Below are 22817 nucleotides of genomic sequence, written 5' to 3' on the forward strand. Positions count from 1 at the left end.
CGGACCGGATCGGCCGGCACGACGGGCGACGACCGGCGGCGACTGGGCCGCCACCGGTCGTGTGGCGCGTCCTACGCGGCGCTCGGGCCGACGTCGGCCGCGGTGAGGGGGGCTCGCGTGACGGCGGACGACGACCGCTCGTCGGCTCCGGCGTCGACGGCGCCGGTGCGGGCCTGACCGTCCATGTCGTCGGTCACGAACGCGAAGCGGCCGGTGCCGGCGTCGATCGCCGGGCTACCCGCGCCGATCCGGTGCACCGGCCCGTCGGGGGCCAGCAGCGGATCGGCCGCCCTGACGGCGTCGGAGGGCACGGTGACGCCGATCGTCGCCGATCCGGTCGGCCACGCGATGTTGCCGGCGTAGGTCATGTCCACCGGCGCCTTGAGTTCGTTGAACAGCTTGCCGGTGCCGCCGGTGACCACGTTGTCGGCGACGACCGAGTCGACAGGCGCGAGCCGGTAGTTGGCGCCGACCTCGATGTTCGACACGTTGTCCACGAAGGTGTTGTTCACGACGGTCGCCCGGTAGACGCGCCAGTGCGCGTTCAGTGCGCCCGAGGTGTCGACGTCGCCGCCGTCGATCTGCAGCGCGGCGTCATGGCCGGTGCCGGTGAGGCCCTCGAAGTAGTTGTTGTAGATCTTGTGGTCCTGGCCGTAGAGCCGGATTCCCCCGGTTCCCGCCTTTCCCTCCCCGAGGAAGAAGTTGCCGTAGAAGGCGCCGCGGTTCCCGTGCCGCTGTGACAGCACGCCCTGCGAGGTGCGGAACGTGTTGTGGCGGACGATGTTGTCGTTGCTCTTCACGGAGACGATCTCCGGATCACCGTCGCAGTCCTCGAAGAGGTTCGACTCGACGACGGTGAATCCGCTCGACTGGGAGATCTCGCTCCAGCCGACCCGGATGGCTTCCATCTCGTTGGCCGCCCGCGGGCCGATGTTGCGGAAGTGGTTGTGGTCGATGCGATCGTGCTGCGACTGCTGGGTTTCGGATCCGTCGATGGTGATGAAGTTTCCCAGTTGGTGCTTTTCCTCGAAGAGGTTGTGATCGATCCGGTTGTGGTGGCTGTTCGCGCCCTGGATGATCACCCACTTCAGCGAGGATTCCTCGGTCAGCCGGAAGTGGTTGCGGGTCAGGCGCACGTTGTTCGAGCCGGTGATCTTCAGCGTGTCGCTGTTCGTCCACTTCAGGCCCTCGAAGGTGACGTACGAGGAGCCGGCGACCTCCAACTGCCCGTCCGTGACCACCGCCCGGCCGCGGTTCTCCGCGACGACGGTGATGGGCTCGTCGGCGGTGCCGTTCCTGCCGCTCATCTTGCCGATCGTGTACTCGCCGTCCGCGAGGACGATGCGGTCCCCGGCGCGCGCGTCCCCCATCGCGTCCCGCAACTGGTCCGAGTCGGCGACCTCGACGGTACGGCCGGGGCCGGGATCGCCGGGATCACCGCCGTCGCCGCCGTCGGCTCCGTATATCGCCGTCTCGGTGATGCTGGTCCAGTCGTTGGAGGTGTTGCCGTGGCCGACGATGCGCAGATACCGGGCGGTGGTGTCGGCGAAGTCGTACTTCTGCGGCTGGAGCGTGGTCCCGCTGCTGGTTTGGCGGCTCAGGACCGTTCTCCACGACGATCCGTCGTCGGAGACCTCGACGTCGAAGGTGTTCTTCCTGGTGTCGCCCTGGTGCCAGGCGATCGACGTCGACCCGGCGGTCTTCGCCGAGCCGAGGTCGTAGCGGATCCACACCCCGTCGCCCTCGGCGGACCAGCGGGTGCTCAGATCGTTGTCGAGGGTGTTGGCCGGCACGTTGCCGTCATGGGCGCTCGCCGTGACTCCCGTGACCGGCACCGGAGCACCCGGGGAGTCCCCTCCCGGCGTGACCGGATACGTCCTGACCCAGTCGACCTCGAAGACCGCCGGGCGCAGACCGCTGTCGCCGGTGAAGTTGTCGAGCTGGATGACGAGGTTCCCCAGCGGCATCTTCTGGATGTCCCCGCGGTCGGAGTTCGCGCCGTCCGCCAGCCGGAACCATTCGGCACCGTCGACGTAGCCGACCAGCGCGTCCGGCGTCCACTCGAACGCGAAGTTGTGCCACTGCGTCATGTCCACGGGGCAGAGCTCGCGGTATTCCTTCTCGTCCGAGGGGCTCTCCGGGTAGTGCAGGAACGCCGAGAGACACTGCGCGTCGGGGTTCGAGTACTCGACCCAGTCGTACTCCCCGTTCTTGAGCCGGTCGCCGGCGGTGGGCCAGATCAGGTGCAGGGGGTGGTAGAGCCCGCCGGAGGAGCCGGTGTTCCGCGAACGGGAGCGGATCTCCCAGCGTGCGTACTGGGTGTCACGGCTCTGCCTGATCCATCCGGTGTCGCCGTTCGCCTCGCCGCGCATGGTCATGATCCCGTCCGCGACGGTGCTGTTCTTCCCGCACCTGCGGCCGTTCCCGGCGTGCCCTTCCCAGCACTGGGCCGTGCCGCCGACGGTGCCCGACGGTACGTCCCACTTCTCCGGGTCGACCGGTCCGGTGTAGTCGAACTCGTCGGAGATCGGCAGTGGTTCGCCCCAGCCGTACCGCTCTGCCGCCTCCGTCGGGTCCCCGGCCCCCTGGCCGTCGTCGTGGGTGACGCTCAGGTCGTAGATCTCCACCTGGCCGTAGTTGTCGTCGCTGCACGGCGACGAGCGTTCGCAGTCGGCCTGGGTGTACGCGCCCGCCTTGAAGTAGCCGCCTTCGAAGTCGGCCGCGAGCGTGGTCTGCAGCACTCCGTTGTAGTACGCCTTGATCTCGCCGTCGCCGACCACGAACTTCGCCTGGAACCTGTCGCCCAGCGCGTAGTCGTCCGTCACCAGCTTGTAGTTGCTGTCGTCGGGAGAGGTGACGTAGAGCTTGCTGCCTTCCAGGCGGAAGACCGACACGTCGTCGTCGGCGTCGTGGATCTGCCCGGCGACGACGTGCGGCTTGTCCGCGGGAAGGTCCGTGATGGCCTGGTCGATCACCATCGTGTGCGTGCCGGAGGTCGACGACCAGCTCGCCTTCGTCTCCCCGGAGTCCGTCATCTCGCGCAGCTCCGAGCGGGGGTAGTTGGACCCGCTGGTGGTGACCCCGTTGACGGCGGCGCGGAACTGGACGGCGTCGCAGTCCGGCGTGGCGGTGAACCAGGGGTCGTTCGCGTACGTGGCGAGTTCCGGCTGGTAGACGTTGGTCGGCGACTCCTCCTCGCCGACCGGCAGCCCGATGTACCAGTCCGTCAGGTCCAGCACGTCGGCCGGGTAGTCACAGGAATCGCCGCCGCCGTCGGCTCCGTTCAGCGCCGTCTCGGTGATGCTGGTCCAGTCGTTGGAGGTGTTGCCGTGGCCGACGATGCGCAGATACCGGGCGGTGGTGTCGGCGAAGTCGTAGTTCTGCGGGTGGAGCGTGGTGCCGCTGCTGGTCTTTCGCGACAGGACCGGCGTCCACGACGATCCGTCGTCGGAGACCTCGACGTCGAAGGTGTTCTTCCTGGTGTCGCCCTGGTGCCAGGCGATCGACGCCGAGCCGACGGTCTTCGCCGAGCCGAGGTCGTAGCGGATCCACACCCCCTCGCCCTCGGCGGACCAGCGGGTGCTCAGATCGTTGTCGAGGGTGTTGGCGGCCACGTTGCCGTCGTCGGCGCTGGCCAGTACTCCCGCGACCGCCAATCGGGGACCCGCCTCGGCCGACGCGACGGGGTGGTAGGCGGCCGAGACTCCGAGGGCTAACAGCCCCACCAGAAGCGCACGATGTATTCGTCTCACAGGGCCTCACTGTGGTTGAGGGGATGACCTGCCGGGCTTCAGAATCCGGGCCACGCTGTCAGACACGGGCGGGGACCGGTCCCCGAACGCCGCACCCGGATGCCGTCAAGGGGATGCGGGCCGCGCGTTGCGATGAGTCCCCCGGAGTTCGCCGGTCTTACTGTCGAACCCCTTACCGAGGAGGACGTGCGATGCGCAGCGTGACGTATTCGATGGCTGTTTCACTCGACGGCTTTGTCACCGGACCCGACGGCGGCATCGACTGGGGGGCACCCAGCGAGGAGGTCTTCCGCCACTCCATCGAGGAGATCCAGGACGTGGGCGTTCATCTGATGGGGCGGCGGCTCTACGAGACGATGCTCTACTGGGAGACCGCCGCGCAGGACCCCTCCTCCCTCAGCGAGACGGAGCGGGAGTGGATCAGGTTGTGGAACCCGCTGCCCAAGGTGGTGTTCTCCCACACGCTGACGGAGGTCGAGGGCAGCGCGCGGCTGGCCTCCGGAGGGCTGGCCGAGGAGATCGCGCGGCTGCGTGAGGAGCCGGCTGAGGGGGACATCGCGATCGGCGGGGCGACGCTCGCCGCGGAGGCGGCGGAGCTGGGGCTGATCGACGAGTACCGGATCAGGGTGAACCCGGTGCTGCTCGGCGGCGGCACGCCGTTCTTCGCCCGTATCGAGCGCCAGGTGGACCTCGAACTGGTGGAGACCCGCACCTTCGACTCCGGCGTCGTCTACCTCCACCACCGCGTACGCCGCTAGGTCGTTTCCCCCGTGTCGTCAGATCGGCGGTCCGGGTGCGTCGTCGCCCAGGGCCCCGCGGCCACCCACCGGCCGGCCTCGGTGAACGCGGCCGCCGCCCAGTCGCGGGCGATGAGCTGCGACTCCGCCTCCGGCAACCCGGCTTCTGTCGCCGCACGCCGGTGGTCGGCCTTGACGCCGACGGCGCTGGGAGTCGGGTTGTCCGTGTTCCGCGAATCGGCGGCCCCTGCCCCCCCCAGTCCTGGCAGCCCCCTCTGGTCCTCCTCACCTCCCTCACGACGACGCAGTGCCGGTCCGCCCTCGCCGCGACGTGAAATCCCCGAGCAGTTCCCGGCCGGCGACGGTGAAGGGGTGGTCGGCTCCCAGGCTGCGCTCCCGCCTCGCCAGGACGTCCGTCATGATCTCGATCCCCGCGGCCAGGCGGCCCCGTGCGACATGGGTGCGGGAGAGCAACTGCCGGGCGGAGAGCGTGATCGGGTAGTCGGGGCCGAAACGCCGCAGGTACGCCTCGGTGACCAGCCGCGTTTCCCGCTCGGCCGCATCGAAGCGGCCCAGTCGGTACAGCGTCCAGGCGCGGTTGTGCCGGGCGCCCAGGGTCACGGTGTGATCGGGGCCGAGGATGCGGATCGCGATCCGGTCGGCCTCCTGCTGGGTGCCGCGGTGCGGGGCGAGGTCCTGCAGCACCCGGGCAGCGTCCTCGCGTGGCAGTACGCCGATGTGCTGCAGCTCGGCCCCCGGCCACCAACGGGCGGCCGAGCGGCGCGTCGTCACCACGACCGTGCCGCGAGGGCTGGTACGCAGCCAACTTCCGTCGCGGAGGATCTCGGGTTCGTCGGCGTTGTCCAGGACGAGCAGCCAGGGCTCCACGGAACGGTCGAGGTGCTGCCAGACGAGGTCGGCGGCGGGGCGCAGACCTCCGCGGGCTGCCAGCAGTTCTCCGTATCGGGTCTTCGCCAGTGGAATCCGCCACATGAGAAAGCTCGAACGCGGACAGCCTTCAAAGAGCGCGGATTCGCCAGTTGGGAAGCCTTCGCGGCAGGTGAGTGGGACCGTGCCCTCTCCCTCACCGACGAAAGGCGCGACACCTACGCACAGCAGTTCCAGGAGGCAGCGCGGCTCGGAGTCGTGCAGCGCCGCCTTCGCGTAGTGGAATTCCCGGTGACCCCGTACGTGCAGTGGGAATTCCATGTGCTGCGCGTACGCGTGGAATTAGGTGACAACATCAGGGTGCTGGATGCCAGCAAGATCGCGGACATCGAAAAGCACCGCCCCGTTCCCGAAGTGGTGATTCTCGGGGACGTCTCCATGTACGAGGTGCTCTACGACGACGACGGAAACGCGATGGGGTCCCATCGCTTCACCGATCGCGCCCTGATCGAAGAAACATCGGCCGGGTTCGACGCCTTGTACGAACGTGGCGACGACTTCCACGACTTCTTCGCCAGGGAGATCGCCCCGCTCGCCGCGCCCGCGGTCGCCTACGGGGACGCCGGCCGCTCCACGCCGTAGCGGAGGGTCCGGGAACCACCGCGCGCGTCGCGATACGCCGCTAGCCGCTTGCGGCGCTGCTCCAGGGGCCGTCCGGGGCGAGGTCGGCGAGGACGGCCTTCAGGTGCGGGGGTTCGAGCGGGTCGGGGAGTGCGGGGATGTCGGGCCAGGCGATCCAGGCGTGGCCGGCGAGGGTGACCTGCTCGTCGGGGAGGAGACCGGTGCGGCGCAGCGGGGGGCGGTCGTCGGGGTAGCGGGCGAGGAAGAAGTGCTCGGTGCCCACGAAGTGGGTGCCCTTCCAGTGGAAGTCACGCGCGACGGGCACGCCCCGCTCCGCCACGGCGGCGGGGTCGAGTCCGGTCTCCTCGGCGAGTTCGCGCCGCGCGGCGGCGAGCGGCGTCTCGTCCGGCTCGATGCCGCCGCCGGGCGGCTCCCAGATCAGCGCACCGTCGAAGGGGTCGCGCCAGCGCAGCAGCAGTATGCGCTGGGCGGCGTCGAGGCAGATGACCCGCGCGGCGGGCCGATGGGTCGTGTCCACCACTCCGAGGCTAGCCCCGGGGGGAGCGGGCCGGGAGCGCCGGGCCATAACCCAGGAGGCGGAGGTCCGAGGGCCCGGCCCCCGGTTTCGGGTAGGGGCGGGGCGGGGACCACCCCCCGCCTCAGCCGCCCGACGTGTCCAGTTCCGCCGCCGCGTCGACCTGCGCGCACTCGTACGGGTCCGCCAGCCAGCCCTCCGGCAGCACCACCTTGTTCCGCCCCGCCGTGCGCCCCCGCGGGCCCTCCGCGCCCTCCGGCCACGGCTGGTCCAGGTCGAGGGTGCCCAGCAGGTCGTCCAGCTCCGCCAGCGTGCCCGCCATCGCCATGCGGTGGCGCAGTTCCTTGCCGACCGAGAAGCCCTTCGTGTACCACGGCACGTGCTTGCGGAAGTCGATCACGCCCCGCCGCTCGTCGCCGAGCCACTGCCCCAGCAGCTCCGCGTGCCGCAGCATCACCCCCGCGACCTCCTTGAGCGCCGGCCGCGCCGACGGCTCGGACGACCCGTCGAACGCCGCCACCAGGTCGCCGAAGAGCCACGGCCGTCCCAGGCAGCCGCGCCCGACCACCACCCCGTCGCACCCCGTCTCGCGCACCATCCGCAGCGCGTCGGCCGCGGACCAGATGTCCCCGTTGCCCAGCACCGGGATCTCCGGCACGTGCTCCTTCAGCCGGGCGATCGCGTCCCAGTCCGCGGTACCGCCGTAGTGCTGGGCCGCCGTGCGGCCGTGCAGCGCGATCGCCGTCACGCCCTCCTCGACGGCGATCCGGCCCGCGTCCAGGTAGGTGAGGTGGTCGTCGTCGATGCCCTTGCGCATCTTCATCGTCACCGGCAGGTCCCCGGCGCCGGCCACCGCCTCGCGGAGGATCGCCCGCAGCAGGTTCCGCTTGTACGGGAGCGCCGAGCCGCCGCCCTTGCGGGTCACCTTCGGGACGGGGCAGCCGAAGTTGAGGTCGATGTGGTCGGCGAGGTCCTCGTCGGCGATCATGCGGGCCGCCCGCCCGGTGTACACCGGGTCCACCCCGTAGAGCTGGATGGACCGCGGCTTCTCCGTGCCGTCGAAGTGGACGAGCCGCATCGTCTTGGCGTCCCGCTCCACCAGGGCCCGCGTCGTGATCATCTCGCTGACGAAGAGGCCCCGGCCGCCGGAGAACTCCCGGCACAGCGTGCGGAACGGCGCGTTCGTGATCCCCGCCATGGGCGCGAGCACCACGGGCGGGGAGACGGTGTGCGGGCCGATCTGCAGCTCGGACATGGGACTACCTCGTTGCGTACGGGGACGGGACAGGGACGGGACGGGGACGGACCCTCCATTGTCCCTCACCGCGGGCAGGACCGCGTACGCACCGGCCCGCGGCCCCTGACCAGCGGCCCGTCAGCGGCCCGTCAGCGTGCCCTCAGCGGTCCCCGTCCCGCCGGACCCGTACCGCCAGCGCCAGCTCGTCCATGTCCTGCGCCGCAGCCGCGAGCCGCCCCACGTCGGAGCTGAGGGCGCGGACCAGGACGTCCACGCCGTGCGGCTCGGAGCGGAACGCGTAGTTCAGCGAGCAGCCGAGCGTGCCGTCGCCCGGGTCGGTGAAGTAGCGCATGGCCCGCAGCCCGTTTCCCAGGTGCGGGTGGCGGAAGAGCTCCACGATCGGCGCCTCCACCGCCTCGGCGTCCATCGACCGCACCAGCTCCCGCAGCCGGTCGTTGCGCTCCCCCGCCGTCGCCAGCCCCCACACCGCCAGCGGCACGGGCGCCTGCCGCGGGTCCGGCAGATACAGGTACAGGTCCTGTCCGGGGAAGACCGTGCCCGCGCGGGTCGCGAACTCCAGCAGCGCGTCCCGCAGCCGCGCCACCTCCTCCTCGTCACCCGGCTCGACGTCCGCGAGCGTCCACCACGCCTCCGCGAACGCCTCCGCCCACTCCGCGGGCCCGGACCACGGCATGCCCTCCCACTGCTGCGGCACCCACAGCCACTTGGCGTCGTCGTAGTCGACCTCGATCCAGCTCACCGGCTGCTCCTCGTCCAGCGGAAGGTGGTCATCAGGGCGTCGAAGAGCTCGACCAGCACGTCCGCGAACTGCCCCTTCGGATCGCCGTCCGCGAGCGTGCTGAACCCCACCGTCACCCACCGGGTGTCGTCCTCGGGGACAGCCAGCACGTAGTCGACGCGCCGCGAAGCGTACTCGCCGCCCTCCTCGCCGGAGCCGCGCGCGACCCGCTCGTTGCGGTAGCCGACGGACCCGTCGACGGCCGCGGGCTGCGACTTCTCCGCGTCGGCGAGCAGCCGGGCGAGGATCAGCGACGGGTCGGCACCCGTGGCGAGGGTGATCTCGGAGACGACGAACGAGGCGGCGACCGTCACGCCGTGCATCTGCTGGACGGGGAGGTAGAGGTCGAGGCCGCCGCTCTTGCGGGCGTCGGCTGCGGCCTTGCGCAGCCGCCGTACCAGCTCCAGGCGCACCTGCGGTATCCGGTCGCGCGGCATGTCGTCGGGGAGGTCGGCGACGGCCTCGTCGACGATCCGCATGATCGCCTCGTCCGTGCCGTCGCGCAGGGGGATGCGGGACCAGTTGGGCGGCAGCACGAGGGTGTAGCCGACGGCGGCGCCCTCGTCCCGGTCCTTTACGGACCTCTCTGTACGGTCCGCGGGCGCTGCCCGCCCGGACGGTTCCCTAGGCGCCGCGTCCTCCGGCCGTGTCGTACGCTCCGGCTGCCCGGCCCGTTCCGTACGCCCCGGCCGCTTGACGTAGTCGATGCGTCCCGCCTGCTCAGCCACCGCCTGCTCCCCCGCTCTCCCTCTTGCGCCGCTTCTTCTCCGCATGGTGCGCCCGCACCCGCGCGTCCCGCTCCCGCCGCTCCCGCGTGCGCCGCCGCTCCGCCCGGTCCGTACGCACCGCGGACACCACCCCCGTCACCAGCGCCACCCCCGGCACCGCGACCAGCGCCACCGGCCCCGTGAAGTACGCGGCGATCATCAGCAGCACCGACCCGAAGACCGCGGTGACCTCCAGCTCGCCGTCGCCCACGTTCCGTACCGCCGCCGTGACCACCGACCGCACCAGCACCGCGACCGCCGCACACAGGAGCCCCCGCTCGGCCCAGGCCATCGCGTCGGCGGTCCCGTCGAGGAGCGCCGCCAGCGCGACGAGCACCGCCCCCGCCGCGAGCGGCACCAGCACGGCGGCGCGGGCGGCCACCAGCAGCGGCCCGTCGGCGCGCCCCCGCGCGGACGGGGTGGTGCGGCGGGGCAGGAAGACCATCGGCTCCTCTTCACGTCGGGTGCCCGGCCTTCGGGCGTTACGGCGCCGGCTGCCTCACCACGTCGAGCCGATCGGCGCCTTCCAGGTGTCGCCCTTCCAGTCGTTGTACGAGTCGTTGAACGGCTTGAAGGGCAGCATGTCGCTGCTGCCGAACGCCTTGTCGCCGAGGTCGACGATCGTACCGCCCCAGGCGGCGCCCAGAGAGGCCGAGTACGCGGCCCCCGCCTTCGCCGCCGTACCGCCGCTGACCAGGCCGGGGAACCGGTCCGAGATCCGCCCGATGTTGCGGATGAGGGACAGGCCCTCGGTGTCGCCCATGTTCAGGATCTTGCCCAGGCGCCCCACCGACGGCAGGTTCTGCGGCACGCTCGTCGCCTGCCGCCGCGCCTGCGCCTTCAGCGCGTCGATCTGCGCACGCGCCGAGCGCTTCGCGGCGGGACTCGCCGTACGGCTGCTGAGCACCCGGCCCAGGGCCTGCCGCTGCGCGGACGACCGGGCGAGGTTCTGGGCGACCTGCTGCGAACGGGCCCCGGTCGCCGCCGTCTTCGTCAGCGCGTTGGTGCCCTTCAGCGCGGCCATCCCGGCACGGCCGAGCCCCATCGTCAGCAGCCCGACGGCGTCGACCAGCACCTCCATCCAGCTCGCGTTGCCCGTGGCCGCGAGCAGGGCTCTGCCCCCGACCACCAGCAATCCCGCGATCAGCAGGAACGCCACCACGTTCAGGCCCGGGATGAACAGCGAGATGATCGCCACCGCCGTGGCGATCCAACTGATCACGTCGATGACGATCTTGATGATGTCCGCGTACTTGTCGACGAAGTCCTTGACGTTGTCCCACCAACTGTCCTTGACATCGTCATCGATGGACTTCTTGATCCGCCCGGCGGCGGTGTCGGCGTCCCTGTCCCGCGCGGACGTCGCCCGCCCGAGCATCCGGCGCGCCTCTTCCAGCTCCCCCTCGGCCGCCCCGTACGCCTTCTCCCGCCGCTTCTCCGCTTCCTTCTCGTCGTCGGTGGGCTCCGGCGCGTCCGGCGAGGACGCCTGGTCCGGCGGCTTGTTCTGCGCCATCGTCCCGGCGGCACTCTGCGCCTTCGTCAGTGCCCGCTCGGCGGCCTTCTGCGCCTCGTCCAGATCACCCGCCCACGTCGACAGATGCCCGGCGACCTCCTTGTACCGCCCGGAGGTCTTCTCCATCTTCCCGGCCAGATCGGTGGCGGCGCTGCGCAGCTTGTCGGCGTACTTGCCCTTCAGGGCACCGTCTTTGCCGATGTCGCGCAACTTGCCGACCTGCGACTCGATCGTCTCGCCGATCTTCTTCAGCCGGGCGGCCTCATCGCGTATGTCCTCGACGTTCCCCGGTACGGGATCGGAGTCGGCGAGCGGCTGCCAGTCGGTGGGGCGGGCCATGACCGTCACTCACCCTTGCATTCCTGCTCAAGCTTCTTGTCCGTCTTCAGGAACGACTGATGGACGCTGCTCGCCATCTCGCCGACCGACTTCACGGACTCCAGCACCTCTTTGCGGTGCCGGTCCCAGTTGGTGGTGAAATCCTCCATCGCATCCGCGACGGTGCCGGATCCCCATATTCCGCGCAATTGCTCCTGATGATCCTCGCAGCTTTCGAACTCCCGCTTCACGATGCCGAGATCACGCTCGATCACCTGAAGGCGTTCGTAGTCCACGCAGAGATCGCCCATGTTCGTCCCCCTGAGGTCTTACGTCGCTGGCGGCAGGGTACCGGCGGTCGTACAACCGCGCATGTATCGACTTCGTACGGCACATGAGCCACTACCTTCGGTCACATGAAACAGACACGACGGCCGGATCCTACGACTCACCACGCACGTTCTATGGAGCGGAGTTGCGCCGACTGCGCGAGGATGCGGGATTGTCACAAGAACGGCTCAGTGAGCGGGTGTTCTGCTCACCGGCGTACATCGCTCACTTCGAGAGTTGCGTGCGCCTGCCGCAGGAGGAGATCTCGAAGCTGCTGGACGACCTCTTCGGGACGGGGGAGCACCTGCAACGACTCTGCCTGTTGGCGCGGAGGAGTTCGTATCCGGACTACTTCACGGATGCGGCGGATCTGGAGACGGTGGCGACGCACCTGTACGACCACGCCCCGCAGCTTGCCCCGGCCTGCTTCAGACACGGGAGTACGCCCGGGCAATCTACGTGGCCACCGCACCGTGGATGCCCGACGATGTGATCGAAAAGCACGTCCAGGCTCGCCTGGAACGCCAGCAACTGTTGAGGGCCCCTGAGGCCCCGAAGATCTGGGCGGTCCTTCATGAGGCGGTGCTCCGCACAGCCTTCGGAGGGCCCGAGGTCGCAGCAAAGCAGCTACGCCACATCGCGGATCTGGCCCGCGCGCGCCGGATCGTCGTGCAGGTGCTCCCCTTCGAGGCGGCGGCACAGGGCTTCATGAGCGGCATGGCGAGGATCATGAAGTTCGCCGAAGGCCCGTCGATGGTCTACGAGGAGGGCACCCACAGGGGCAACTTGATCGACGATCCGGCCCTGGTTGCCCGATACCAGGCGTCCTACGATCTGATCAGGGCCGCTGCTCTGTCGCCGATGGCGTCCCTGGAGATGCTGGAATCGGTGGCAGAAGGCTACGAGAGGTCATGATCACCTGGCGTAAGTCGTGGTACAGCAATGGTGAAGGCGGAGAGTGCGTGGAGGTCGGCTCCTGGCGTAAGTCGTCGCATAGCAACGGCAGCGGCGGGGAATGCGTCGAGATCGGGGAAGGCGTCCCCGATCTCGTGCCCGTCCGTGACAGCAAGGACCCCGACGGTCCCCCACTCCTCTTCAGCACCGCGGGATGGACCGCATTCCTCTCCGCCGTGAAGAACGACGAGTTCTAGCCCGAAACTCAACCCCGCAGCGCACCCCACGTATCGGGGCCCACCTGGCCGTCGACCGCCAAGCCCTCGGCGCCCTGGAACTTCTTCACCGCCGCCTCCGTGCTCGGGCCGAACGCTCCGTCGACGCCGGCCGAGCCGAGGTCGTAGCCACGCGCGTGGAGGATGCACTGCACCTGCACCACGCGTTCGCCGTTGTCGCCCCGCTGCGTGAGGGCGGTGCCCGAGTAGTACGTGCAGGAGTCCCACGGGTCCGCGGGCGGGGCCGAGGTCGTCGGGCCGCTCGTCGGCTTCGCCGAGGTCGCGTCGGGGCGCGTGGGCTCGGGGGTGGGGTCGGCGGTCTTGCCGGGGGTCTCGGTCGGCTCGGAGGTGCCTGCGACGGAAGGGCTCGGGGACGGGGATGTGGACTCCTTGCCGTCCTCCTTCTCCTCGGCCGGCTTCATGTCGCCCCGCTGTTTGCCGTCCCCGGCCGGGGCGCTCGAACTCCGGTCCGCCCCCGCGGCGTTCTCGTCGCCGTCGTCGGAACCCACCCACCCCGGCACCGTGAACGCGGCAGCCGCCACGGCCGCCACCGCGACCGCGGCGCCGGCCAGCACCAGGGGTCGGCGGCGCCGCGGCGGTCGCCGCCCGGGGGAGGTGTCCGCCGAGCCGGGAGAGCCGCCCTGCCCGTGCGGGGTGAACTGCGGCCGTCCGCCCTGGCCGTACGGGGCGGCCGCCGCGCGGCCCGCCGCCGCGTTCAGGGCCTCCGGCGGCATCGACGGCGTATGCGACTCCGGCGCGGGCCCGAACCCTCCCCCTACGCCTGGGGGCGTGGGGGTACCCCCAGCCCCCGCACCGCCGCCGGAACCGCCCGCTCCCGCGCCCGTACCGCCGCCGGTCGCGGTGAGCGGGCCGCCCAGGCGCATCGTCTCCGCCGGGTCCGGCAGCGGCTCCCCCGCCGCCACCGCCGCCAGCAGCCGGCCCGCGCGGAGCGCGTCCGCGCGGCGGTCCGGGTCCTTCTCCATCAACTCCCGCAGCGCACCGGTGAGCGCGCCCGCGCGCTGCGGCTCCGGCAGCGGGTCGACGACGATCGCGCTGATCGTCGACCACGTGGAGGAGCGGCGGAACGGCGACATGCCCTCCACCGCCGCGTACAGCGTCGCGCCCAGGGACCACACGTCGGACGGCGGTCCCGGCAGGTCGCCGCGGGCGCGCTCCGGCGACAGGTAGTCGATGGAGCCGACCATTTCGCCGGGGGCGGTCAGCCGCGTCGTGCCGTCGTCGCCCGGGTCGTCCATCGCGGCGATGCCGAAGTCGGTGAGGACGACGCGGCCGCTGCGGGCCAGCAGGATGTTCGCGGGCTTCACGTCGCGGTGCAGGATGCCGGCCCGGTGGGCGGCGGCCAGCGCGTCGACGACCTTCGCGCCGATACCGGCGGCCTCCGCGGGGTCGAGCACGCCCCGTTCACGGATGACGTCGTCCAGCGACGGTCCGTCGACCAGCTCCATGACGATCAGCGGCCGGCCCTCGTGCTCCGTGACGTCGTGCACGGCGATCACGCCCGGGTGGTCGACACGGGCCGCGGCCCGCGCCTCCCGCTGCATCCTCAACCGCAGCTCGCCCGCGTCATGCGCGGCGACCTCGCCGAACGCCCGCAGTTCCTTCACCGCGACCTCGCGGCCCAGGACCTCGTCCACGGCACGCCACACCGTGCCCATGCCGCCCCGGCCGAGCTGCCCCACCACGCGATACCGTCCGGCGAGCCGCCGACCGGCCCCCGCTTCGCTCTCCCCCACAGCCGCCCTCTGCCGTTCGGTGCGCGCACCGTGTCCGATGCGCGCACTGTGTCCATGCTTCGGGAGGCAGCCTAACGGGCCCGGGTGACAACGGAGTCGGAAGCGTCAGCCGGGGCGCGGAGCCCGCGGCGGTACGGGGGCGGGAGCTGCCCCCGTACGCCCCCGGCTCACTTCCCCGCGCCCCCGTCCCCGGCTCCGGCCCCGACCTCGGCAGCGGCACCCGCACCCTCTCCGGCACCCGCACCCTCTCCGGCACCCGCACCGGCCAAGTCCTCGGCGCCGGACCCGTCGTCGCCTCCGGCCCTGCTCTCGCCTCCGGCCGCCTTCCCGCCTCCGGCCTCGTCCTCGCCTCCGGCGCCCGCCGCGCCCTCCGCGCCCCGCAGTGCCGTGAACGCCAGCACCGCCACCGACAGCGCCAGCAGCGCGCTGATCACGCCCACCGCCGCAAGACCCCCCGCGAACGCCTCCCGCGCCGCGCCCAGCAGCTCCGCGCCCCGCTGCCCCGGCAGCTCCTCCGCCACCGCCACCGCGCCCGCCAGAGTGTCCCGCGCCGTCTCCACCGCCGCCTCCGGCGTGCCCTCCGGGACGCCGCCGCCGACATCCGACCGGTACACCGCCGTGCCCACGCTCCCCAGCACCGCGACGCCCAGCGCCACACCCAGCTCCGAACTCGTCTCGCTGATCGCCGACGCCGCCCCCGCCTTCTCCGGCGGCGCCGAACCCACCACCATCTCCGTACCCAGCGCGAGCACCGGCCCGATACCGGAGTTCACCAGCGCGTACGCCACGACGATGAGCGCGATGGCCCCCGCGTCACCCGGCTCGACCCGGGTCAGCAGCAGGTACCCCACCGCCGACGCCACCAGCCCCGCACCCATCACCGGCCCCGGACCGAACCGCCGCGCGAACACCGGCGCCGTCACGGAAGCGGCGATCAGCACCCCCGCGGGCGGCAGCAGCCACAGCCCCGCGCGAAGCGCCGACTGGCCCTCGACCATCTGGAGGTACTGCGTCACGAACAGGTACGTGCCGCTCACCGCGACCGTCCCCACCAGGATGATCAGCAGCGCGCTGCGGAACGACCGGTCGGCGAACAGCCCCAGGTCCAGCAGCGGGTTCGCCAGCCGCCGCTGCCTGCGCACGAACAGCGTCCCCGCCGCCACCCCCACGACGGCCGCCAGCAGCGGCAGCACCGCGAGGCCGTGAGCCAGCTCCTTGATCGCGTACGTCACCGGCAGCATCGTCACCAGCGACAGCACCACGCTCGCCGCATCCACCCGGCCCGCGTCCGGATCCCGCGACTCCGGCAGCAGCAACGGCCCCGCCACCAGCAGCAGCACCATCACCGGGATACCCAGCAGGAAGGCGGAACCCCACCAGAAGTACTCCAGCATCGCGCCGCCCAGCACCGGCCCCAGCGCGACCCCCAGGGAGAACATCGCCGCCCAGATCGCGAACGCCAGGCCCCGCTGCCGCGGGTCGGGGAAGAGATTGCTGATCAAGGAGAGCGTCGACGGCATCAGCGTGGCACCGGCCACCCCCAGCAGCAGCCGGGCGGCGATCAGCGCCTCGGGGCTCGGGGCGTACGCGGCGGCGACGGACGCGGCGCCGAAGGCGGCGGCTCCGATCAGCAGCAGCCGGCGGCGGCCGACGCGGTCGCCGAGGGTGCCCATGGTCACCAGGAAGCCGGCGATCATGAAGCCGTAGATGTCGATGATCCACAGCATCTGGGTGTTGCCGGGCTGCAGATCGGCCGCCAGATGCGGCACCGCCAGGTGCAGCACGGAGACGTCGAGGGCCAGCAGGACGGTGGGCAGGGCCAGCACCGCGAGCCCGGCCCACGCGCGCAGCCCGGCGCGCTCGCCGGAGCCGCCGGGATCGGGGGCGTCGGTGCCGGTGGTGAGGTCGGTGTTCACGGGAATCCCTTCGAGGTGGCCGGGTGCTGCGGACCCGACTGTGCGGCCCGCCTCTCTCGGTCCGCTCCAGATCCGCTCTCGGCCCGGCGCCCCGCAGCCGGGAGCGGCCCACCGCGCACGCCGGGTGACGGCCGGGACACGGCGGGGCGGGATGTCAGACCGGCTGCGTACCGTTGAGGCATGCGATACGGGGTCCTCGGTCCGCTGGCGGTGTGGACGGACGCCGGCGAACCGGTCAGGGTCGCCGAGCGCAAGGTCCGCGCGCTCCTCGCCGACCTGCTGCTGCACGAGGGCCGCACCGTCTCCGCGGGCCGCCTCGTCGACGACCTGTGGCCGCCCGGCAGCCGCCCCGCGAACCCGGCCGCGACGCTCCAGACCCGCGTCTGGCAGTTGCGCCGCGCCCACGCCACCGCCGAGCCCGGCGCCCGCGACCTGGTCGTACGCGCACACGGCGGCTACCGCCTCGCCGCGCCCCCCGAATCCGTCGACGCCGGCCGCTTCGCGGCCCTCCTCGCCCGGGCCCGTACGGTCGAAGACCCGGAGAAACGGGCGGCGGGACTCCGCGAAGCCCTCGCGCTGTGGCGCGGCGGCGCCTACGAGGACGTCGCCGACCAGGACTTCGCCCGCGCCGCAGTCGCCCGGCTGGAGGAGACCCGGCTCACCGCCGTCGAGGAGCTGGCCCACGCCCGGCTCGCCCTCGGCGAGCACGGCCCGCTCGCCGCCGACCTGGCCGATCTCGTGGACCGCCATCCGCTACGGGAACGGCTGCGCGCCGCACACATGACCGCCCTGTACCGGGCGGGCCGGCAGAGCGAAGCCCTCGCCGCCTACGGCGACCTGCGCCGCCACCTGGCCCGCGAACTGGGCCTGGAGCCGGGGCCGGAGGTCGCCTCGCTGCAACGCGCGATCCTGGCGCAGGACCCGGCGCTGCTGGCCGCGGGCACGGAGGCCGCGGGCGCGCGTACGGCGGCGGACCCGGGGAGAGCGGGCACAGCCGCCGCCCCCGCGCCGGGATCGGCGAGCCCCGCCGCCGGCACACCCGGCCCCGCACCCGCCACACCGCCGTCCAACCTCCCCGCGCCCGTCACCGAACTCATCGGCCGCGACCGCGAGCTGACCGACGTACGCAAACTCCTCCACACCGAACGCCTCGTGACCCTCGCGGGCCCCGGCGGCGTCGGCAAGACCCGGCTCGCCCTCGAAGCCGCCGCCCAGGCCCTCACCGACTCCCCGGCCGGCCTCCCCGGCGACTTCCCCGACGGCGTGTGGCTCGCCGAACTCGCCGGCCGCCGCTGCTACGACGACCCCGCCGACGTCATCGCCCAGGCCCTCGGCGTCCACGACACCGAGGGCAGACCCACCCACGACGTCCTCGCCGACGCCGTACGCGCCAAACGCCTCCTCCTCGTCCTCGACAACTGCGAGCACCTCGTCGAGGCCGTCGCGCCGCTCACCGCCCGCCTCCTGCGCGCGGCACCCGGCCTGCGCATCCTCGCCACCAGCCAGGAGCAGTTGGCCATCGCCGGCGAAACCCTCTACGCCGTACCGCCCCTCGACCTCCCCCACCCCGGCACCCCGCCCGCGCCCACCACCGCCGCCGGCACCCCCGCCGCGAGCACCACCGCCCCCGCCGCCGCGTGCCTGCACGAGTCCAGCGCCGTACGGCTCTTCCTCGCCCGCGCCGCCGCCGCGGCCCCCGGCTTCCAGCTCGAACCCGGCAACGCCGCCGCCGTCGCCGCCATCTGCCGCCGCCTCGACGGCATCCCCCTCGCGCTCGAACTCGCCGCCACCCGCGTCCGCGCCCTCGGCGTCCACCACCTCGCCGAACGCCTCGACGACCGCTTCCGCCTCCTCGCCGCCCCCGGCACCCGGCGGGACGCACCCGAACGGCAGCGCACGCTCCGCGCGACGATCGAATGGAGCTGGGAACTCCTCACCCCCGCGGAACAGGCCGTCCTGCGCCGGCTCTCCGTCTTCGCCACCGGCACCACCCTGCCCGCCGCCGAAGCCGTCTGCGCCGGTACGGACATCGACCCCGCCGACGTCGCCGGCCTCCTCGCCCGCCTCGTCGACCGCTCCCTCGTCGTCACCACCCCCGGCCCCGGAGGCCCCCGCTACGGGCTGCTGGAATCCGTCGCCGCCTACGCCCTCGAAGAACTCACCGCCGCAGGCGAACACCCCCGCGCGCTCCACCGCCACGCCACCCACTACACCGACCTCGCCGAGCGCGCCGCCCCCCACCTCTGCACCCGCACCCAGACCCCCTGGCTCACCGTCCTCGACGCCGAGTCGGCCAACCTGCGCCGCGCCCTGGACACCGCCACCACGACGGGCGCCGCCGCCCTGGCGCTGCGGCTGGCGAACGCCCTGGCGTGGTACTGGTTCCTGCGCGGCCGCCACCGCGAAGGCACGAGAGCGCTGACGCGCGCCCTGGAGACAGGCACGGCGACCCGCGCCCCTGACGGCGGGGCCGCCGGCGTCACCGTGCCGCGGGCCACGGCCGCCGCCTGGCACGCCGGCTTCGCCCTGCTCGACTCCGCGATCCGCACCCCGGCCAGGCCAGGCGAGCCCGGCGGAGCCGGTACGGACGGCCCGTACGAGACACCCCCGGAGAGCGGAACGCCCCCGGAGAACGGGACGCACGAGGACAGCGCCCGCCACTCCCCGGGCGACGGCCCGGAGTTCCCCGGGGACGATGCCGACACGCGCGCGGTGTGGTTCCTCGCCTTCGCCGAGGCCGGCTTCGGCAGCATCCCGCGCGCCGGGGCACTCGCCGACCGGGCCCTGGGCGAGTTCCGTGCGCGCGGGGACCGCTGGGGCGAGGCCGCCGCGCTCGTCGTCCAGGCGACCGTGGCGCTCTTCCGCGGCGAACTGGCCGTCCTCGCACGGAACTCCGCGACCGCCGCCCGCATCTTCGGCGAACTGGGCGAGGACTGGGGCCGGCTCGAAGCCGGCGAGGCCATGGCCGAGCACGCCGAGATCACCGGCGACTACGCGCGCGCCGCGCGCCTGCACCGCGACGACGCCCGCCGGGCGGAGGAACTCGGCCTGTGGGCCCAGCAGTCGTACCGCCTCACCGGGCTCGGGCGGATCACGATGCTCACCGGCGACCTGGCCGAGTCGCGGCGACTGCACGAGGAGGCCAGGGCGCTGGCCGTCGCGCACTTCGACCCGGTCGGCGAGGAGTTCGCCGAGATCGGCCTCGGCATGGTCGCCCGCAGGGCCGGCCGGCCCGAGGCCGCCGAGGCGCACCTGCGCCCCTGGCTGGAGTGGTGGCGCGGACTCGACTGCTCCGCGGCACCGCGCGGGGTGGCGCTCATCGCGGCGGAGCTGGGCTTCATCGCCGAGCAGCGCGGCGACGCGGAGGAGGCGCGCGCCCTCCAGCGCGAGGGGCTGGCGGCGGCGCTCGCCTCGGAGGACCCGCGGGCCGCGGCGCTGGCGCTGGAGGGGCTGGCGGGCGTCGAGACGCTCACCGGCAACCACCTGCCCGCCGCCCGCCTCCTCGGCACCGCAGCCGCCCTCCGCACGGCCGCGGGTGCCCCCTTGCCGACGGCGGAACGCGGCGACGTGGACCGCATCACCGCCCGCGCCACGAAGGCCATGGGCCGCGAAGCCTTCGCCGCGGCCCACGAAGAGGGCCAAAACACCCCCCTAACAGCCCACCTCTCAACCCACGCCCCCGGAAGCGCAACGGTCCCCGGTTGCCATCGACTACATTGACGCTCGCTCCCGGTTCCAGGAAACCGGCCGCGACCTTCGGAAACGAAGTCAGGTCGCACCACTTCATCTGAGAGAGGCTGTTTGTGTGGGACCTGGCGTCGTCTGATCCGCGTGTGGTCGGGCCGTATCGGACTCGTGCGGTGTTGGGCGAGGGGGGCATGGGCCGGGTGCTGCTGGCATCCGATCCGGCGGGCGGTTTGGTCGCGGTCAAGCTGGTCCGTGACGCTTTCGCTGCTTATGACGACAGCTTCCGGCAGCGTTTGCGGCGTGAGGCCGTGGCTGCGCAAAGAGTCCATGGCCCCCGCACCGCGCGGGTGGTCGACGCCGATGCGGACGCCGGGATTCCGTGGCTGGCTTACGCGTTCCACCACGGGCCCACGCTCCAGAACGCTCTGAGCACGACCGGGGCGTTGCCGGAAGAGAGTGTGCTGCATCTTGCGGCGGGATTGGCCGCGGCTCTTCGCGACATCCATGCTGCTCGGTTCATTCACCGCGATCTGTCGACTGCCAATGTTCTGCTGGCTGACGACGGGCCCGTGGTGATCGACTTCGGTATCGCCAGATCGGCCGGAGTGGCCGCGGATTCGGTGGATCAGACGCAACTCCTGACGGTGACTCGTACCGGTATGGTGATCGGGAACCCGGGGTTCATGTCGCCCGAGCAGGCCATGGGCATGGCCGACCTCACGCCCGCGAGTGACGTGTTCTCTCTGGGGACCCTCCTCGCAACGGCGGCCACCGGCCGTAATCCGTTCCAGGGCGCCACGAGTGAACAGACGCGCTACAACGTCATGATGGCCACCGCGGAACTGGACCAGGTCCCTTCCGCGATACGCGAGGTCATCGAACCCTGCCTGACCCGCGATCCCGCCGAACGGCCCGACGCGGCACACCTCCTGAGCACCATCGGGACACCGCCCGCGGTTCCGCAAGTCTGGCCCGAAGCGGTCCACGCCCTCACCCGGCAGCAGCACGCCGAAGTAAGCCGCTACACCGGCATCGACCCCACCACCGTCCTCCCCGGACCACACGACCTCGACCCGACCACCATCTTCACCACAGAAGCGGAACCGGGTGCCGGTCCCGGCGGCCCGCCCCCGGCCGAGGCGCCCGTGACGCCTGGCGGAAGGTGGCGCACCGGCCTGCGCGTGCCGGCCGCCGCAGTCGCCGCCGTGGTCGTCGCGGTCGTCGCGGTCGTCTCCGCCGTCGTCCTCTGGCCGAACGGTGGCGACGGTGAAGCCGCGCCGGAGAAACCGGCCGAAGCCGCCGCGGACGTCTTTCCCGTCAAGGTCAAGCACGACTACGGGGAGACGGTCGTCCTGTCCAAGCCGCAACGGGTGGCCGCCTGGGGCTGGGGCGCCGCCGAGGTCGCGATCGCGTTGGGGGAGTACCCGGTCGGCATCGTCGAGGAGGAGTCCGAATCCGGCAAGGGGATGATGCCCTGGGTCGCGCAAGCCTACGAGGACGAAGGTCTCGACGACCCCGTCCTCTTCACCGAGGGCGGCTCGACGAGCTGGGGGTTGCCCGAGGAGCAGATCGCGGCGACCGAACCGGATCTCATTCTCGCTCCCTACTCGGGCCTGACCGAGGAGCAGTACGAACAACTCACGGACATCGCTCCGGTCGTGGCCCGCCCCGTGGGCGCCTCGGTGGAACCGTGGGAGGGCGTCATCGCCACCACCGCGCAAGCGCTGGGCGTACCCGCGGAGGGCAAGGAGTTGCTCGCGGAGTCCGACGCCCGGCTCGCCGAACTCGGTGAGCGGCACGGGCTCACCGGGTCGTCCTTCGCGGCGGTCGTCAACGACCCGCCCCGGCGCAGGGTCCACGTCTTCTCCGACGCCAGCCCGGTCGTCCGGGTGCTCGAAGGGCTGGGCCTGCGGCCGGCGGACTCGGTGGCCGAGCTGGATTCCGACGGCAACGGCATGATGCACTCCCTGGACTACGAGGATCTGGACCGGCTCGAATCCGATGTCGTCGTCCTGTACTCCACGACGTCCGACTGGGCCGAACGGGATCTGGCCAGCGAGGAACTGAACGCCCTGCCGGCCTTCGCCGCGGGGCGGATCGCTCAACTGTCCGGCACCGACGAGTTCGCCTCGGCCACCTCACCGACGGTGCTGTCGATCCGCTGGCCCGGCGGAATGCCGGTGCTGGCCGAGTCCCTGGAGAAGGCGGAGGCAGTCCGGAACTGACCCCGCGTTTGCCCCCCACCCCGCAACAACGGAAGGACCACCTCCCATGCTTCGCCCCAGAGCCGCGCTCGCAGCCGGCATCGTCTCCTTGGCCCTGCTGACCGCTTGTTCCGATAAGCAGGAGGAACCCCCGGCCAAGGACGAGGGCAAAGCCAATTCCTCGGCCCCCGCCGGCAAACCGTCGGAGGAGGCCATCGAGAAGCAGGACGAGGTCCCCGACGAGTGGCCGCCGGAAGTCCCCTTGCCTGTCGGATACGAGATCAAGGCCGCCTCGGAACCCACTCAGGCCGAGTTCCACAGCGCGCAGGTCGTCGGCGTGCCCCAGGAAGCAGTGAGCGCCACGCTCAAGGAATTCGAGGCCAACGGTTTCAAACAGACCCTCGGTGATGCCATGAGTGAACGAGGCATCTTCAATTACGAGAGCAAGAAATGGAGCATTTCCCTCACTGTTGCCCCGATGGACAGCAAGGGGGAAATGACCACGGAGGACACGGGGGTCTACACGATGACGTACCTCGTCGGACCCGTGAAGTAGCCCGTTCCACGGGGTCGACAAGGATCGTTGCGGG

19 protein-coding genes and 1 pseudogene are annotated in these 22817 nt (G+C 71.9%); 8 read left to right on the top strand and 12 right to left on the bottom strand.

The features are described 5' to 3' along the window. Positions 1-71: 71 nt before the first annotated feature. Positions 72-3725: a chondroitinase-B domain-containing protein gene (locus FB457_RS12390; RefSeq protein WP_486589007.1), complete on the bottom strand. Its 3654-nt coding sequence runs from the start codon at positions 3723-3725 to the stop codon at positions 72-74. Positions 3726-3943: 218 nt separating this feature from the next. Here FB457_RS12390 and FB457_RS12395 point away from each other — a divergent pair, with 218 nt between their 5' ends. Then, positions 3944-4510 carry a dihydrofolate reductase family protein gene (locus tag FB457_RS12395; RefSeq protein ID WP_047015699.1) on the top strand — a complete coding sequence of 189 codons (567 nt, stop codon included), beginning with the start codon at positions 3944-3946 and terminating at the stop codon, positions 4508-4510. A 273-nt stretch (positions 4511-4783) separates the two neighbouring features. Here the strand turns inward: FB457_RS12395 and FB457_RS36090 are convergent, their stop codons facing one another. Continuing rightward, positions 4784-5110 carry a tetratricopeptide repeat protein gene (locus FB457_RS36090; protein WP_486589023.1) on the bottom strand — a complete coding sequence of 109 codons (327 nt, stop codon included), beginning with the start codon at positions 5108-5110 and terminating at the stop codon, positions 4784-4786. A gap of 18 nt (positions 5111-5128) precedes the next feature. Beyond that, positions 5129-5449: pseudogene (locus FB457_RS36095) on the bottom strand (tetratricopeptide repeat protein); the annotation flags it as partial. Between FB457_RS36095 and FB457_RS12405 the strand changes: the two are divergent. After that, positions 5390-6019 carry a DUF6879 family protein gene (locus tag FB457_RS12405; RefSeq protein ID WP_486589008.1) on the top strand — a complete coding sequence of 210 codons (630 nt, stop codon included), beginning with the start codon at positions 5390-5392 and terminating at the stop codon, positions 6017-6019. The pseudogene FB457_RS36095 and the gene FB457_RS12405 sit on opposite strands and share 60 nt — an antisense overlap. 40 nt (positions 6020-6059) lie before the next feature. Here FB457_RS12405 and FB457_RS12410 read toward each other — a convergent pair whose 3' ends face one another. From FB457_RS12410 to FB457_RS12440, 7 genes are all read right to left on the bottom strand, one after another. Beyond that, positions 6060-6536 (bottom strand): NUDIX hydrolase, encoded by a 477-nt coding sequence (locus FB457_RS12410; protein WP_486589009.1) that lies wholly within the window; start codon positions 6534-6536, stop codon positions 6060-6062. Between the two features lie 121 nt (positions 6537-6657). Further along, positions 6658-7788 carry a tRNA dihydrouridine synthase DusB gene (gene dusB, locus FB457_RS12415; RefSeq protein WP_047015702.1) on the bottom strand — a complete coding sequence of 377 codons (1131 nt, stop codon included), beginning with the start codon at positions 7786-7788 and terminating at the stop codon, positions 6658-6660. A gap of 142 nt (positions 7789-7930) precedes the next feature. Continuing rightward, complete coding sequence (locus FB457_RS12420) at positions 7931-8530, bottom strand: hypothetical protein (protein WP_047015703.1); 600 nt, start codon at positions 8528-8530, stop codon at positions 7931-7933. Then, a complete protein-coding gene (locus FB457_RS12425) occupies positions 8527-9105 on the bottom strand; it encodes a hypothetical protein (RefSeq protein WP_047019892.1) in 579 nt (192 codons plus the stop codon). The genes FB457_RS12420 and FB457_RS12425 overlap by 4 nt, the downstream gene beginning before the upstream one ends. Before the next feature lie 184 nt (positions 9106-9289). After that, on the bottom strand, positions 9290-9781 hold the full coding sequence (locus FB457_RS12430; protein WP_047015704.1) for a hypothetical protein: 492 nt from the start codon (positions 9779-9781) through the stop codon (positions 9290-9292). Positions 9782-9835: 54 nt separating this feature from the next. After that, a complete protein-coding gene (locus FB457_RS12435) occupies positions 9836-11188 on the bottom strand; it encodes a putative T7SS-secreted protein (RefSeq protein WP_253911201.1) in 1353 nt (450 codons plus the stop codon). 5 nt (positions 11189-11193) lie between these two features. Further along, complete coding sequence (locus FB457_RS12440) at positions 11194-11463, bottom strand: hypothetical protein (protein ID WP_240662078.1); 270 nt, start codon at positions 11461-11463, stop codon at positions 11194-11196. A gap of 206 nt (positions 11464-11669) precedes the next feature. Between FB457_RS12440 and FB457_RS36100 the strand changes: the two genes are divergently transcribed. Genes FB457_RS36100 through FB457_RS12450 form a run of 3 tightly spaced genes read left to right on the top strand, consistent with a single transcriptional unit; the run spans position 11670 to position 12648 of the window. Beyond that, complete coding sequence (locus FB457_RS36100) at positions 11670-11990, top strand: helix-turn-helix domain-containing protein (protein ID WP_486589010.1); 321 nt, start codon at positions 11670-11672, stop codon at positions 11988-11990. Then, a complete protein-coding gene (locus FB457_RS36105) occupies positions 11957-12412 on the top strand; it encodes a DUF5753 domain-containing protein (protein WP_486589011.1) in 456 nt (151 codons plus the stop codon). Before FB457_RS36100 ends, FB457_RS36105 begins: the two co-directional genes overlap by 34 nt. Next, positions 12409-12648, top strand: a complete 240-nt coding sequence (locus FB457_RS12450) for a DUF397 domain-containing protein (RefSeq protein WP_078898217.1) — start codon at positions 12409-12411, stop codon at positions 12646-12648. The genes FB457_RS36105 and FB457_RS12450 overlap by 4 nt, the downstream gene beginning before the upstream one ends. A gap of 8 nt (positions 12649-12656) precedes the next feature. Here FB457_RS12450 and FB457_RS12455 read toward each other — a convergent pair whose 3' ends face one another. Both FB457_RS12455 and FB457_RS12460 read right to left on the bottom strand, forming a co-directional pair. Continuing rightward, complete coding sequence (locus FB457_RS12455) at positions 12657-14366, bottom strand: serine/threonine-protein kinase (RefSeq protein ID WP_145781879.1); 1710 nt, start codon at positions 14364-14366, stop codon at positions 12657-12659. Between the two features lie 221 nt (positions 14367-14587). Further along, positions 14588-16336: an MFS transporter gene (locus FB457_RS12460; RefSeq protein WP_486589012.1), complete on the bottom strand. Its 1749-nt coding sequence runs from the start codon at positions 16334-16336 to the stop codon at positions 14588-14590. A 180-nt stretch (positions 16337-16516) separates the two neighbouring features. Here FB457_RS12460 and FB457_RS12465 point away from each other — a divergent pair, with 180 nt between their 5' ends. From FB457_RS12465 to FB457_RS12475, 3 genes are all read left to right on the top strand, one after another. Then, positions 16517-20056 carry an AfsR/SARP family transcriptional regulator gene (locus FB457_RS12465; RefSeq protein ID WP_047015708.1) on the top strand — a complete coding sequence of 1180 codons (3540 nt, stop codon included), beginning with the start codon at positions 16517-16519 and terminating at the stop codon, positions 20054-20056. Between the two features lie 113 nt (positions 20057-20169). Beyond that, complete coding sequence (locus FB457_RS12470) at positions 20170-22248, top strand: serine/threonine-protein kinase (protein ID WP_145781880.1); 2079 nt, start codon at positions 20170-20172, stop codon at positions 22246-22248. 46 nt (positions 22249-22294) lie between these two features. Continuing rightward, on the top strand, positions 22295-22783 hold the full coding sequence (locus FB457_RS12475) for a hypothetical protein (RefSeq protein WP_047015709.1): 489 nt from the start codon (positions 22295-22297) through the stop codon (positions 22781-22783). Positions 22784-22817: the final 34 nt, after the last annotated feature.

The sequence above is a fragment of the Streptomyces sp. CNZ287 genome (assembly GCF_007827615.1).

Coding starts and splice junctions, on each gene's coding strand:
- dusB (WP_047015702.1), bottom strand. CDS start 7,788: ATGTCCGAGCTGCAGATCGGCCCGCACACCGTCTCCCCGCCCGTGGTG.
- FB457_RS12465 (WP_047015708.1), top strand. CDS start 16,517: ATGCGATACGGGGTCCTCGGTCCGCTGGCGGTGTGGACGGACGCCGGC.
- FB457_RS12430 (WP_047015704.1), bottom strand. CDS start 9,781: ATGGTCTTCCTGCCCCGCCGCACCACCCCGTCCGCGCGGGGGCGCGCC.
- FB457_RS12450 (WP_078898217.1), top strand. CDS start 12,409: ATGATCACCTGGCGTAAGTCGTGGTACAGCAATGGTGAAGGCGGAGAG.
- FB457_RS12435 (WP_253911201.1), bottom strand. CDS start 11,188: ATGGCCCGCCCCACCGACTGGCAGCCGCTCGCCGACTCCGATCCCGTA.
- FB457_RS12395 (WP_047015699.1), top strand. CDS start 3,944: ATGCGCAGCGTGACGTATTCGATGGCTGTTTCACTCGACGGCTTTGTC.
- FB457_RS12475 (WP_047015709.1), top strand. CDS start 22,295: ATGCTTCGCCCCAGAGCCGCGCTCGCAGCCGGCATCGTCTCCTTGGCC.